The organism is Collimonas fungivorans Ter331, assembly GCF_000221045.1.
Lineage (GTDB): Bacteria > Pseudomonadota > Gammaproteobacteria > Burkholderiales > Burkholderiaceae_D > Collimonas > Collimonas fungivorans_A.
Window position 1 is genome coordinate 976,295 of record NC_015856.1, and the last position, 13,889, is coordinate 990,183.

Sequence of the window (13,889 nt, forward strand, 5' to 3'; positions counted from 1 at the left end):
TTGTTTTATATTTTTTTGTATCTTTATGTATGTCGATGGATTGAGTATTTTTTAAATTTCTGAACGCTTAAACCGTGCGATTATCGCTCAAGACCAGTCGGGAAAATGTTAATTTGATATCGATGAAATGATCGCATGGGAGTAACTCAATCGTTCCGCCTGCAACGAATTGAATACTGGCCTCCGGCAGCGTTACGTGAGGGCTTCGGAGGTAATTATGGCAATGCAATTATGACAATGTCAGCGGCAGCGCCTGATACTTCATCACTCCGAACAAGCATTTCTCTCAATGAAATCTTTATTGCTGCTGATAATACGGTTTTTCTTCAGGTGATGACTTGTCGGGAGAGTTCACGTCATCATGGCAACGCGGCATAATACGGCCATGGAACAACAAATTCTCGAAATTGACATTACCGACTGGCAGATCAGCACGCCCAACTCGGCGTGGATTTCCGCGCTCGAAGCTGGAAAAGTGCTGTATTTTCCGCATCTCAGCTTTATCTTTACTGCCGACGAGCAGCGTTTCCTGACGCCGGCGATCCGCGACCCCAAAAGCCGCAATATCAGCCTGGACGCCAACGGCAAGCTGAAAGGCGCATTGGGCGATGCCGCCGACCACGCTGCATTGGCGAACATGATCGGACGCTTTCGAGCGCAAGCGCAGCAGCTGATCCACTCTTTGCTGCCGGCCTATGCGGACAGCCGCAGCGAATTGCGCATGGCGCCTACCAGCTACCGGCCGATGCAGGTGGAAACTCGGTCACAGTCCTGGCGCGCCGACGATCGCCGCCTGCACGTTGACGCCTTCCCGTCGCGCCCTAATTACGGTGAGCGCATCTTGCGCGTATTCGCCAACGTCAATCCGGACGGCGTGCCGCGCGTATGGCGGGTCGGCGAGCCTTTTGAAGATGTGGCGCAACGTTTCCTGCCGAGGGTGAAAGCCTATTCGCGCTGGCAGGCGCAGGTACTGCAGGCGTTGCATGTCACCAAGTCGCTGCGCAGCGAATACGATCACCTGATGCTGCAACTGCATGACGCCATGAAATCGGACCCGGAATATCAAAAGGATGGTCCCCAGGTGACCCAGCCGTTTGCCGCCGGCTCGGTATGGGTATGTTTTTCCGACCAGACGCCGCATGCGGTGATGGCTGGCCAGTACATGCTGGAGCAGACCCTGCACCTGCCGGCCGCCAAGCAGTACGATCCCGGCGCCAGCCCGCTGGCGATCTTGCGTCGCCTGACCGGCCGTGCGCTGACCGAATGAAGGCTGCACCCGGTTTTGATGCAGGACGAGCCTGGCGTATCCGCTTGCTGTATTCAGCAGTCTGGTGGCTGGCGATGCCATTGGTTTTGCTGCGTTTGTGGCGTCGGGGCAGCAAGGAACCGGGCTATCGCCAGCATGTGGCGGAGCGCATTGGCTTTTATCCGCCGATAGCCCCGTCGCTGGCGTCGCGCAGATTCCTTTGGGTGCATGCGGTTTCGGTGGGCGAGACGCGCGCTGCGGAGCCCTTGATCGCGGCCATGCTCGAGGCTTATCCGGAACATGCGATTTTGCTGACGCACATGACTGCGACCGGCCGCGCTACCGGGCAAGCTTTGTTTGGCAAGTCGCCGCGCGTGCTGCAGTGTTTTCTACCCTACGATACCGGCTGGATGGCCGGCCGCTTCCTGCGACATTTTTCGCCCCTCTTGTGTGTGCTGATGGAAACCGAAGTGTGGCCGAACCTGATTGCCCAGTGCGGGCATTATAAGGTGCCGGTGGCGCTGGTCAATGCCCGCTTGTCGGAGCGTTCCCTGCGTCGCGGCAAACGCTTTTCCACCTTGATGACCGAAGCGGCCGGCGGCATGTCTTGTGTCGGTGCGCAGACCGAAGCGGACGCCGGACGCTTGCGGCAGCTCGGCGGTGACAACGTGCAGGTGACCGGTAATCTTAAATTCGACGTTACGCCGGCGCCGGCCTTGCTGGCTATCGGCGCGGTAATGCGGGGCCAGATCGGCAGCCGTCCGGTGCTGCTGTGCGCCAGCACTCGCGATGGCGAAGAAGAACTGATTCTTGAGGCCTTGTCCAAGCGAAGCCAGGACACTGCCTATGCCGATCTTCTGACAATTATCGTGCCGCGCCATCCGCAACGTTTCGATGAAGTGGCCGAGATGGCGGCAGCAAAAGGATTGCTGCCATTGCGTCGCTCTGCCTTGGGCGATCAGGTTGTGCCGCAGAACGTGAAGGTGCTGCTCGGCGATTCGATGGGGGAAATGTTCGCCTACTACATGGCTTGCGATGTGGCGTTTATCGGCGGCAGTCTGCTGCCGATGGGCGGCCAAAACCTGATCGAGGCGTTTGCGGTCGGCAAACCGGTATTGATTGGTCCTCATACTTTCAATTTTTCAGATATCACCGAGCAAGCCATTGCCGCCGGCGCAGCGCAGCGCGTGAATGATGTCGGCATGATGCTGGATACGGCCCAGCACTTGTTGCGGACCGATCAGCAACGCCAGGAAATGGGTAAGCAAGCGCTCCATTTTGCGCAACAGCACCGCGGCGCCAGTGCGCGCACCATGGCCATGTTGGCACCCTTTATTTGATCGGGTCGCCATGCACGCAACTGTGATCGTCACCAAAGTACTGAGCACGCTGCTGCTTCTACCAACTAACCTGATCCTGACGTGTATTACCGGTTTGCTGCTGCGACGGGCTTATCCACGCACCGGCATGGCCATCAGCATGTCGTCGTTGCTGTTGCTGGCAATACTTAGCACCAAGGCGGGAGCCTTGCTGTTGGTGATGCCGATGGAGCAGCGTTCGCCGCCGCTGGCAGTAAGCGAGGTGGACGGCGCGCAGGCGATTGTCATATTGGGTGGCGGGCGGCAGGCAAACGCGCCGGAATATGGCGGCGACGACAGTCCGAATTACTGGACCCTGGCACGCTTGCGTTACGGCGCCAAACTGCAGCGCCAGACCGGGCTGCCGATATTGGTCTCAGGCGGCACGCCCGACGGCTCGAGGATATCGGAAGCGGCCATAATGGAAAACAGCTTGCGGGACGATTTTGCGACACCCGTAAGGTGGCTGGAAGGGGCATCCGACGATACCAAACAAAATGCGAGCTTCTCCGCTGAAATTTTAAGGCAGGCGCGGATACGAAAAATCATTCTGGTGACAGATGCAGTGCATATGCATCGCGCTCGACTGCTGTTCGCTCAGGCCGGGCTGACGGTGATCTCTGCTCCAACCGTGTTTTTTAGCCGGGAGCGGCTCACCTTGCTGAGTTTCCTGCCGTCTGGCGAGGGTTTGCGCCGTAGCGAATATGCGTTGCACGAATGGGTGGGTTTATTCTGGTAGCGGGCCGGAAGTGATTCGGAGCTGCATGGCTACAAGGCGGTTTTGATTTTGGCAAAGAGCCTAGTCAGACAATTTTGTAATTAATTGCTACATACAGAGCGTTTTTATGACATGGAGAACCCAAGTTTGTTATCCTTCGCTATTTCAAAAAAAGCTGTCTCAACGAGTCGTATTTCAGAATGTATGTTTTTACAAACTTCGATTGACTCAGTTTTTTATCCGTGAAGTCCGAGGACTCATACAATATAAGTTAGTAAGGATTACAATTGGGCGCAATATCATCTTGTAACTCTGCTTCAGATAATGTTCTCAACCCCAGCGCGGTGCACGTGGCTTTTGGTGTTGATACGAATTATTTTCGCGGCATGGGCGTCAATATAGTCTCTATTGTAAGAAATAATCCTGACATGGTGTTTATTTTTCATGTCTTTGCATTTTCAATCACAGATGATAGTCGCCATCGTTTAGAGCAGCTGGAAAGCAACTGCGGTACTTCCATAGTAATTCATATCCTGAACCCGGATATGTTGTCTGAGTTTTCTCAATTCCCTTGTTTTTCACAACATCCACTTGGTACTTTTGTTCGGATATTAATTCCTAATTTATTGCATGGAATAGCTGACAAAGTCTTGTATCTTGATGCCGATATCTTGTGCATGGGGAAAATCCAGGAATTATTGTCTGTCGACATGGGTAATTGTATCGCTGCGGTTGTTCATGATGAACTTGAAACTACGGTAAAAACCCAGGTCTCCGCATTAAATCTGCAGCATCATGAATATTTCAATGCCGGTGTGATGTACATCGATGTGAATAATTGGATAGCAAACGATACTCAAAATAAGGCACTCATTATTCTTTCAACGCAAGAATTGAGGTTTGCAGATCAAGATGCATTAAATGCCGTGCTCAATGGGCATACAAAATACATTGAAGATAAATGGAATTATCGTTACCACCTGGTGGATTTCCTCAGCAATGGTAGTACACAGCTAGATATTCCGGAGCCGTTCGTATTTATTCACTTTACAGGACCGGTAAAGCCTTGGCACGCATGGTGCCTGCATGAGGCAAAATCTATATTTTTTGACTATCAATCCATGTCATCTTGGGCTGACATGCCATTAGATAAGCCGAAAAATGCCAGAGAATTGAAATTGTTCTCAAAGTTCCTGATTAAACAGAATCGGATCACTGAAGGAGTCGGATGGCATATAAAATATTTATGGGTGAGATTTATTCACGGTATAAAAAAATATACCAAGTCATAAATATTCTATTTGCATTTTATTGATTTTATTTAAAAATTGAAAATAACATCAAGCATCAGATTGAATTCCGATGCTAGTTATTAGAAATAACAGAACCATATTTTTTATTCGAGTATTGGAATATTCGTAATTCGGAGAAACACTTGCGTTATACGAAATTTTTGATTACTGCCATAGTTGCAGCCTTTTATATATTGGCATTGGTTGTGGATCGTGCTGCCGGAGTGCTCTATGCTTTATTGTTGCTAATTAGCTTGATTTTACTTGTTGGCAGGAAATATCCAGCTGACAATTCATTCGCGCAGCTGGTGAAAGACTACTGGCCGCTTGGCCTGGCAATGTGCGCTCCTTTAATAGCCGTATTTGCGAATCAGGCTGCATCTGGCAATTTTCTCGGTAGGACATACGATCCGCCATTTCGGCTTGCGATGTTTGTCTTGGTTTTTTGGATCGTCTCGTTCTTGCCGATCAGATATATGAAGCATGTGCAATGGGCGATTGTCATAGGTGCATTTCTGTCGGCTATCAAAATCTATATTCTTACGGATGGCGGAGCTTCGCGCTATGGAACGGATTTTATTCCCATTATAATTTTTGCGGAAATGGCCTTGCTGTTGGGACTATTTTCGGTATTTTCGATCGCATGGAATAAGCCGGGAAATAAGCTAGCCATATTTATCAAGTTTGCGGCGCTATGCGCTGGTTTGTATGTAGCGTACTTGTCGCAATCTCGGGGTGTCTGGCTGACGATACCAGTTTTCATTATTCTTGCTTTTTTAATAACTAAAAATATACCTACCAGCTACAAGCTGTCCGTAATCGTTTTTTTTGTAATATTAATTGGAGGCGTCTCCCATTATGGCCAGATTGTAAAGGAGCGGGTATCTGTTGCTGAAAGCGACATGACTCAATATTCCGGAGGCGAAAATGTCGATACTTCTCTCGGAATCCGCCTTCAATTATGGCGAGGATCATGGGTGTTGTTCACTGAACATCCAGTTTTCGGGGTCGGTGTAGAAGGTTTTCCGAAGGCACTAGAGGGGTTGGCAGAGAGAAATATTATTACTCCGGTTGCGGCAACTTATCCACATTCACATAACGAAGTATTATTCATGATGTCCAGGCTGGGCCTGTTTGGCCTGTTTGCATTGTTGGCATTGTATTTCGTTCCGGCATATTATTTTTTACGTGATATACAAAATAGAGACCATGAGATTCGATATACAGCTGGAATGGGAGTAGCGCTCTGCCTTGGTTTTGTCGTCCTGGGGTTAGTGGACGTTGTATTTTTATGGTGGGAAATTTATCCGTATTATGTTCTAAGCATTGCGTTTTTCCTTACATATATCATGAAGAGCAAAAAGCTCCTGAAAGAGGACCCGCCACTTCATTCTTGATCCGTACCTAGAACATGGAACAGGGAGCCTTCCGGATTTATATGCCGTTGGGATTCATATTTTGCCAGCGCCATGAATCGCGGCAAATGATATCGAGTCCTCGGGTGGCTCGCCAATCAAGGATTTCAGCTGCAAGGGCAGGATCTGCGTAGTAGGCGGCAACGTCACCTAGGCGCCTTGCCACAATTTCATAGGGAATCGGGCGCCCGCATGCTTTCTCATAAGCGTGAATCACCTCAAGAACGCTGATGCCGCGTCCAGCGCCAAGATTGATTGTGAACGATGCATTATCGGGGCCCTCATCGAGCAAATGCGACAATGCTGACACGTGGCCTTCTGCCAAATCCATTACATGTATGTAGTCTCGTATGCCGGTCCCGTCCGGGGTAGGGTAGTCACCGCCGTATATGCGTAATTTGTCCAGTTTGCCGACGGCAACTTGCGCCACATAAGGCATCAGATTATTGGGCACCCCTCGCGGATTTTCCCCGATTAATCCACTCTCATGTGCGCCAACCGGGTTGAAGTAGCGCAAATAGCCTATTTTCCAGTCACGGTCTGAATATTCGAGATCACGCAAGATTTGCTCGCTCATCAATTTTGTTTGACCGTATGGACTGGTGGTGCGCAGAGCAGAATCCTCTTTAATTGGAACTGATTCGGGGTCGCCATAAACCGTTGCTGACGAGCTGAATACCAGGGTTTTTACGCTATGTTGTGCCATGGCCATGCACAAGTTCAACAAACCGTTCAAATTGGCATCGTAATAGGTCAAAGGCTTTTCTACTGATTCCCCTACTGCTTTCAATGCAGCAAAATGAATGACAGCATCTATTTTGTTCTTCAGGAATATGGAGTCAAGCAGGGATTTATCGCGTACGTCACCTTCGATAAAAATCAATTTTTCCTGCGTAATTGCAGAAATCCGCCCGATCACTTCGACGCTGCTGTTGCAGAAATTATCCAGGCCAATAACGTTGTATCCTGCTTCTATCAAAGCGCACCAGGTATGGGAGCCGATATATCCGGTGGCTCCGGTCAGGACAATGGTTTTCTTCATGGGGGATGTGATTCAATCCATATTGATGGCAGATACAAACTGTAATGGTAAAAAAAACGCCGCACAAGTGCGGCGTTTTGCTTGGTTCAAACATTCATGCTCAAGCGTAATGACTATTTCGCCGCCACAGCAGTATTTTCATTCAAGCCGCCACCGAGGGAACGGTACAAGTCAATCGCATTGTTCAGACGCAGCTGCCGTGTCTGGATCAAGGATTGCTGCGCCGAGAACAGGTCGCGCTGGGCATTCAGGCGGTCGGTCGAACTGGCGATGCCGTTCTTGTAGCGCAGTTCGGTCAGTTTCACCCGTTGTTCCTGCGCCTTGAGGAAGGCGTCCTGTGCTGCCAGTTGTTCCTCCAGTGTGCCACGCGCCACCAGTGCATCGGCAACTTCCCTGAATGCGCTCTGAATGGTTTTCTCGTAGCTGGCAATCGCCAGGTTCTTGCGGATTTCGCTCAGCGACAGGTTGGCGCGGTTGCGGCCGCCTTCAAAGATCGGCAGCGTCAGCTGTGGTACAAACGACCAGGTACGGCTGCCTGCCGAGAACAAGCTGCCCAGCGACGTGCTCGCATTGCCGATTCCCGCCGTCAGTGAGATAGTAGGGAAGAAGGCCGCGCGCGCTGCGCCGATATTGGCGTTGGCGGAACGCAGCTGCTGCTCCGCTTCACGGATATCGGGACGGCGGTTCAGCAGGTCGGAAGGCAGGCCGGCCGGGATGTCGGTAACGATCTGTTCATCCGACAGCGATTGCGGCGCCGGCAGGTCGCCTAACGGCTTGCCGACCAGCAGCACCAAGGCATTGGTGGCCTGGCCGCGCTGGCGCACCAGCGTCGTCAGCGAGACGCGGGCCGATTGCACCAGCGTTTCCGAATTGCGCAGGTCGAGTTCCGACGATGCGCCGACTTCAAAGCGCATCTTGTCCAGCTTGTAGTCGTCCAGGCGGCTGTCCAGGGTTTGCCGCGCCAGTCTTTCCTGCTCGGCATACGACTGTTCGGTCAGGTAAGCCTGGGCCACTTGCGAGATCAGACTGATCTGCGCCGATTGCCGCGCCTCTTCGGTCGCCAGGTAGCTCGCCAGTGCGGCATCTTTCAAGCTGCGCACGCGGCCGAAGAAATCCAGCTCGAACGAGGTCATGTTCAAACCGACCTGGTAAACATTGTTCACCGCGTTCTGGCCTGGCACTAGCTGGTACGTGGCTGTACGGCCGCGAGTGCGGCTGAAATTGCCGTCGAAGTTGGGCAAGGCATCGGCCGCCGTGATGTCGTACTGCGCGCGCGCCTGTTCTATGTTCAAGGCGGCGGTGCGCAGATCGCGGTTGTTTTCAAGCGCAGAGGCGATCAGCGCTTGCAGCCGCTGGTCCGGGAAAAACTGGCGCCAGCCGAGCGCCGCCGCATCCAGCTGCGCCTGGCCGTCGGCGGCGGCTGGATAGCTGCCGGCGACCGGCGCTTCCGGCCGCACGTAGGTCGGCGCCATGGTGCAACCCGAGAGGACGCCGGCCAGCAGCAGGGCGCCGGTCAGTTGCTTGGGTAATAAATTAAACATGCTGATTCTCCACATCTATTTTCTTGTTGGCCGCATGCAGCTTGCGTTGGCGCTCACTGCCCTTGAACAGCTTGCGCACCACCACGAAGAACACCGGTACCAGGAATACCGCCAAGGCTGTCGCGGTGATCATGCCGCCCATGACGCCGGTACCGATTGCGCGTTGGCTGCCAGAACCGGCGCCAGTCTTGATTGCCAGCGGCAGCACACCCAGGATGAACGCGAATGAAGTCATCAGGATCGGACGGAACCGCAAGTGCACCGCTTCCAGCGTCGCTTCGATCAAGCCCTTGCCCTCAGCCTGCAGGTCTTTGGCGAACTCGATAATCAGAATCGCGTTCTTCGCCGACAAGCCAACCACGGTAATCATCCCGACCTTGAAGTAGACGTCGTTAGGCATGCCGCGCAATGTTACGCCCAGCAATGCGCCGAGAATCCCCAACGGCACCACCAACATCACTGCCAGCGGGATGGAAGTACTTTCGTACAATGCTGCCAACACCAGGAACACCGCCAGCAGCGACAATGCATAAAGCATTGGCGCTTGCGAGCCTGAGGTCTTTTCTTCCAGCGACTGGCCAGTCCATTCAAAGCCGAAGCCGGGAGGGAGTTTCGCAGTCAATGCTTCCATCTCATCCATCGCTTCGCCAGTGCTGTGGCCAGGTGATGCACCACCGGAGATTTTCATCGCCGGATAGCCGTTATAGCGCGTCAGTTGTACCGGACCGTTAGTCCAGTGCGAGCTGGTGAATGACGAGAACGGCACCATGGTTCCTTGGGTGTTCTTGACATACAGCCTGGCCAGGTCTTCCGGTTGCAGCCGTTGAGGCGCATCGGCTTGCACGATTACACGTTGTTGACGGCCCTGGTTGGGGAAGTCATTTACATAGGAAGAGCCAAGTGCTGTCGACAGCACGCTGTTGATGGCGTTGAACGATACGCCCAAGGCATTGGCCTTGTCGCGGTCAATATCGAGTTGCAGCTGTGGCGCATCTTCCAGACCTTCAGGACGAACTCCAGCCAGGATTTTGCTTTGCGATGCCATGCCCAGCATTTGGTTGCGCGCTGCATTCAGTGCTGCATGTCCCTGTCCAGAGCGGTCCTGCAGACGGAAGGTAAAGCCGGTGGCGTTGCCCAGTTCCGGAATCGGTGGCGGATTCAACGGGTAGACAATGGCGTCCTTGATTTGCGAGAACACGCCAAATGCCTTGCCTGCGATCGCGTCGGCGGACTGATCCGGACCACGTTCACTCCAGTCCTTGAGCGGCGTGAATACCAGACCGGCATTCTGACCGTTGCCCGAGAAACTGAAGCCGGTAATAGCAACCACATGGGCGACACCAGGCAATTTCGAATAGTAGTCTTCAATCGTCTTGATGACTTCCAATGTGCGATTGCTGCTGGCGCCGGAAGGCAATTGCACGTTGGTGATGATGTAACCTTGATCTTCGGCCGGCAGGAACGACGCCGGCAAGCGTGCGTACAACAAGCCGACGCCGATCAGGATTGCGCCATATATCAGCAGGTAACGGCCAGTCTTGGTCAGCATCTTAGCGATCACACCCTGATAGCCGGTGGTGGTCGCGTTGAATTTGCGGTTGAACCAGCCGAAGAAGCCCTTCTTCTCATGGTGATGTCCTGCTTCCACCGGTTTCAGGATGGTGGCGCACAACGCCGGCGTGAGCGTAAATGCCATCAATACCGAGAACACCATCGAAGCCACCATCGACAGCGAGAATTGGCGATAGATGGCGCCAACCGCGCCGCTGAAGAACGCCATTGGGATGAACACCGCGATCAGCACCAGGGTGATACCGATCAGTGCGCCGGTAATCTGGCCCATCGCCTTGCGGGTTGCGTCGCGCGGCGACAAACCTTCTTCGCTCATGATGCGTTCGACGTTTTCCACCACCACGATCGCATCGTCGATCAGGATCCCGATCGCCAGCACCATGCCGAACATGGTCAGCACGTTGATCGAAAAACCAAACAGCAGCAAGGTGGCAAAAGTACCCATCAGCGCGACCGGTACGACCAATGTCGGAATCAAGGTGTAGCGGATGTTTTGCAGGAACAGATACATCACCAGGAACACCAGGATGATCGCCTCTACCAAGGTCTTGACCACTTCTTCAATCGAAATCTTGACGAATTTCGAGGTGTCGTAAGGAATAGTGTATGTGACGCCGGCTGGGAAATACTTCGACAGCTCCGCCATCTTGGCATGGACCGCAGTGGCGGTGCCCAGCGCATTGGCGGTTGGCGACAATTGCACGCCGACGAAGGAAGTCGGCTTGCCGTCCAGGCGGCCGGCGGTCGCATAAGACTGGCCACCGATTTCAATACGCGCAACGTCGCGCAAACGTACCATCGATCCATCCGCATTGGCGCGCAACTGGATATTGCCGAACTGTTCAACCGTATTCAGCTGGCCGGTGACAACCACGGTGGCGGAGATCTGCTGAGTGCCCGGGCTAGGCAAATCACCGATGGTGCCGCCTGCGACCAAAGCATTTTGCGCAGTGATTGCAGCCGTTACGTCGGCTGGCGTCAGGTTGAGCCCAACCAGTTTGGCTGGATCAATCCAAATCCGCATGGCGCGTTCAGTACCGAACAACTGGGCTTGGCCAACGCCTGGCACGCGCTTGATTTCGTTCAGCACGTTGCGCGACAGGTAATCGCCGAGCGCAATCGGGTCGAGCTTGCCGTCACTCGAAGATAGACCGATAAACATCAGGAAGTTACTGCGCGATTTGGTGACTTGTACGCCCTGTTGCGTGACTGCCGCCGGCAGGCGAGCTTCCACCCGCTTCAAGCGGTTTTGTACGTCCACTGCGGCCAGGTCTGCATTGGTTTCAGGCGAAAACGTCACGGTGATCGCTACCGTACCATTAGCCTGGCTTTGCGACTCGATATATTGCAAACCGTCGGCGCCATTCATTTCCTGTTCAATCAGGCTGGTAACGCTATCGTCGAGAGTCTGTGCTGTTGCGCCAGGATAGGTAGCGTTAACTACAATAGTCGGCGGTGCAATCGAAGGATACTGCGCCACCGGTAATTGCGTGATCGCCAAAGCACCCCCGAGCAGGATGAAGATGGCGAGCACCCACGCAAATACGGGGCGGTCGATGAAAAACTTGCCCATTAATAGGCTCCTTATTTAGCGGTAGATGTGGCAGCTGACGCAGCTGCGGCACTGGCGCTGGCGCCGGCTGCAGCAGGTGCGGCTGTAGCTGCCGGGGCAGCATTAGGCTTCCATGGCGACGGATTGACCGGCGCGCCTGGTTTTACCTTTTGCAAGCCATCAACGATTACCTTGTCGCCGGCTTTCAGGCCTTCTGTGACGATCCATTTATCGCCTTGTGCGACGTCGGCGGTCACCGATCGTACGGCCACTTTATTGTCAGCGCCGATCACGAACACCGAAGAGCCGTTGAGGTCGCGCTGGACCGCCTGTTGCGGCACGGTCAGGGCGGAAGCATTGACTGCCTGTTCGAGTTTGGCGCGCACATACATGCCAGGCAGCAAGTTGCGATCCGGATTAGGGAATTCAGCGCGCAGGGTGACCGAACCGGTGTTGGCATCGACCGTCAAGTCGGAAAACAACAGCTTGCCGCTTTGCGGATAGGTGCGGCCGTCTTCAGTCACCAGGGTGACCTTGGCCTGGCCCGGGCCGGCGCTTTCCAGCTGGCCGCTCTTCATCGCCTGCTGCAATTTGAGGATGTCGGTGCTGGACTGGGTCAGGTTGACGTAGATCGGATCGATCTGCTGCACTACTGCCAGTTGCGTTACTTCGCCCTGTCCGACCAGCGCGCCCTCGGTCACCAGCGCCTTGCCGATGCGGCCGGAAATCGGCGAGGTTACGGTGGCGTAGCCGAGATTGAGGCTAGCGGTCTGGCGCGCGGCCTTGGCGGATGCCACATCTGCCGCCGCTTGCTTCTGGGTGGCGACGGTGTCGTCGTAATCCTGCTTGCTGACCGCATTGACGTCCACCAGCGGCTTGTAGCGCTGTGCTTTCAGGGTCGCTGTAGTCAGGTTTGCTTCAGCCTTGGCCAAGGTTGCTTGCGCACTGTCGTAAGCGGCTTGCAGCGGCGCCGGGTCGATCTGGTACAAGGTTTGGCCAGCTTTTACGTCGCTGCCTTCACGGAAATTCCGCTTGAGCACGATGCCGGCTGCCCGGGCGCCGATCTGGGCGATACGGGTAGCTTCCAGCCGACCTGGCAATTCCGTGGTGAGGGCCAGGCGCTCCGGGGCGATAGTGATGAAGGAAACACCGGCTGGCGGCTGCGCTTGGGCTTCCGGCTTCTTGCCGCAGGCGGCAACTGCGGACAGGAGCGCGATAGCCAGGGTGATACGCGTGAGACGACTGATAGAGCTAACTGAATTCATAAAATTCTCGCACGGTAATTGAGGAAAGACTGCAAATCTGACAGGTGACTCTGTTTCTGGAATTGACATAGGATATATAAGTAATTGCTTTGTTGCACCGGATGCCTTGCCAGAAAGCGGGTGGAGCAGCCGGAATGCTGCTATTATACATACATGCACGAATGTATGTGGCATGTATGTATTGTCAATTAATTATTTGCTGCGAGCGCACAAAGTATCGTAACAGTTTGGAGGTCGGTTTAAATGGCTAGAAGTACAAAAGAAGAAGCACTGGAAACGCGGAGCCGCATCCTTGATGCGGCAGCGGAGGTGTTTCACCAGCACGGCGTGGCGCGCACCACGCTGGCCGACGTCGCCAGCGCCGCTGACGTGACGCGCGGAGCTATCTATTGGCACTTCAAGAACAAGAGCGACTTGTTCGATGCAATGTGCGAGCGGGTGCGCCTGCCGATGGAGGCGATGATAGAAAGAACCGCCGACGAAAATGCGCATGATCCTTTGAACCAGTTCCGCAACAGATGTTTGTTTACCCTGCAGGAGGCGACGCTGAATCCGGAGTCGCGCAAGATTTTTGAAATCGTCCTGCATAAATGTGAGCTGGTCGATCCGGAAGACCCGATCTATATCCGCCAGCACGAATGTTTTTTGCAAGGCCGCACCGATATAGAACGCTTGTTGCGATTTGCGATTGCGAAAGGGCAGTTGCCGCGCGAGCTCGATCCTATACTGGCTGCGGTCATGGTGCAAGGCTTGCTGTTCGGCATCCTGCACAACTGGACCTTCAGTCCGCAGAGTTTTGATCTGGCGGAAAACGTTTCGAAAGTGGTCGACAACTGCATCCACATGTTCAAGACTTCGCCGTTCATCCTGAAAAACAATGTGTAGTGT

11 protein-coding genes are annotated in these 13,889 nt (G+C 53.8%); 7 read left to right on the plus strand and 4 right to left on the minus strand.

All coding sequences use genetic code 11. The features are described 5' to 3' along the window. Nucleotides 1-135: 135 nt before the first annotated feature. The 6 genes from CFU_RS24350 to CFU_RS04310 all read left to right on the plus strand — a co-directional run bounded on the left by CFU_RS24350 (nt 136) and on the right by CFU_RS04310 (nt 6,011). The gene (locus tag CFU_RS24350) at nt 136-378 is read left to right on the plus strand and encodes a hypothetical protein (RefSeq protein WP_148264756.1); all 243 of its coding nucleotides are present in this window, start codon (nt 136-138) and stop codon (nt 376-378) included. A gap of 7 nt (nt 379-385) precedes the next feature. Then, on the plus strand, nt 386-1,267 hold the full coding sequence (locus CFU_RS04290) for a Kdo hydroxylase family protein (RefSeq protein ID WP_041741264.1): 882 nt from the start codon (nt 386-388) through the stop codon (nt 1,265-1,267). After that, nucleotides 1,264-2,586, plus strand: a complete 1,323-nt coding sequence (waaA, locus tag CFU_RS04295; RefSeq protein ID WP_014004817.1) for a lipid IV(A) 3-deoxy-D-manno-octulosonic acid transferase — start codon at nt 1,264-1,266, stop codon at nt 2,584-2,586. The genes CFU_RS04290 and waaA overlap by 4 nt, the downstream gene beginning before the upstream one ends. A gap of 22 nt (nt 2,587-2,608) precedes the next feature. Next, a complete protein-coding gene (locus tag CFU_RS04300) occupies nt 2,609-3,343 on the plus strand; it encodes a YdcF family protein (RefSeq protein WP_238531399.1) in 735 nt (244 codons plus the stop codon). Nucleotides 3,344-3,609: 266 nt separating this feature from the next. After that, complete coding sequence (locus tag CFU_RS04305; RefSeq protein ID WP_041741268.1) at nt 3,610-4,614, plus strand: glycosyltransferase family 8 protein; 1,005 nt, start codon at nt 3,610-3,612, stop codon at nt 4,612-4,614. 143 nt (nt 4,615-4,757) lie between these two features. Next, nucleotides 4,758-6,011 carry an O-antigen ligase family protein gene (locus CFU_RS04310; protein WP_014004819.1) on the plus strand — a complete coding sequence of 418 codons (1,254 nt, stop codon included), beginning with the start codon at nt 4,758-4,760 and terminating at the stop codon, nt 6,009-6,011. Between the two features lie 37 nt (nt 6,012-6,048). On the opposite strand, the gene galE is transcribed toward CFU_RS04310, so the two are convergent. From galE to CFU_RS04330, 4 genes are all read right to left on the minus strand, one after another. After that, on the minus strand, nt 6,049-7,071 hold the full coding sequence (gene galE, locus CFU_RS04315; RefSeq protein WP_014004820.1) for a UDP-glucose 4-epimerase GalE: 1,023 nt from the start codon (nt 7,069-7,071) through the stop codon (nt 6,049-6,051). A 113-nt stretch (nt 7,072-7,184) separates the two neighbouring features. Then, the gene (locus CFU_RS04320) at nt 7,185-8,612 is read right to left on the minus strand and encodes an efflux transporter outer membrane subunit (RefSeq protein WP_041741271.1); all 1,428 of its coding nucleotides are present in this window, start codon (nt 8,610-8,612) and stop codon (nt 7,185-7,187) included. Continuing rightward, a complete protein-coding gene (locus CFU_RS04325) occupies nt 8,605-11,757 on the minus strand; it encodes an efflux RND transporter permease subunit (RefSeq protein ID WP_014004822.1) in 3,153 nt (1,050 codons plus the stop codon). The genes CFU_RS04320 and CFU_RS04325 overlap by 8 nt, the downstream gene beginning before the upstream one ends. Nucleotides 11,758-11,768: 11 nt before the next feature. Continuing rightward, nucleotides 11,769-13,001: an efflux RND transporter periplasmic adaptor subunit gene (locus CFU_RS04330; RefSeq protein WP_041741273.1), complete on the minus strand. Its 1,233-nt coding sequence runs from the start codon at nt 12,999-13,001 to the stop codon at nt 11,769-11,771. Between the two features lie 243 nt (nt 13,002-13,244). Between CFU_RS04330 and CFU_RS04335 the strand changes: the two genes are divergently transcribed. Continuing rightward, on the plus strand, nt 13,245-13,886 hold the full coding sequence (locus CFU_RS04335) for a TetR family transcriptional regulator (protein ID WP_014004824.1): 642 nt from the start codon (nt 13,245-13,247) through the stop codon (nt 13,884-13,886). The last annotated feature ends 3 nt before the right edge of the window (nt 13,887-13,889 follow it).

Coding starts and splice junctions, on each gene's coding strand:
- CFU_RS24350 (WP_148264756.1), top strand. CDS start 136: ATGGGAGTAACTCAATCGTTCCGCCTGCAACGAATTGAATACTGGCCT.
- CFU_RS04290 (WP_041741264.1), top strand. CDS start 386: ATGGAACAACAAATTCTCGAAATTGACATTACCGACTGGCAGATCAGC.
- waaA (WP_014004817.1), top strand. CDS start 1,264: ATGAAGGCTGCACCCGGTTTTGATGCAGGACGAGCCTGGCGTATCCGC.
- galE (WP_014004820.1), bottom strand. CDS start 7,071: ATGAAGAAAACCATTGTCCTGACCGGAGCCACCGGATATATCGGCTCC.
- CFU_RS04320 (WP_041741271.1), bottom strand. CDS start 8,612: ATGTTTAATTTATTACCCAAGCAACTGACCGGCGCCCTGCTGCTGGCC.
- CFU_RS04325 (WP_014004822.1), bottom strand. CDS start 11,757: ATGGGCAAGTTTTTCATCGACCGCCCCGTATTTGCGTGGGTGCTCGCC.
- CFU_RS04330 (WP_041741273.1), bottom strand. CDS start 13,001: ATGAATTCAGTTAGCTCTATCAGTCGTCTCACGCGTATCACCCTGGCT.
- CFU_RS04335 (WP_014004824.1), top strand. CDS start 13,245: ATGGCTAGAAGTACAAAAGAAGAAGCACTGGAAACGCGGAGCCGCATC.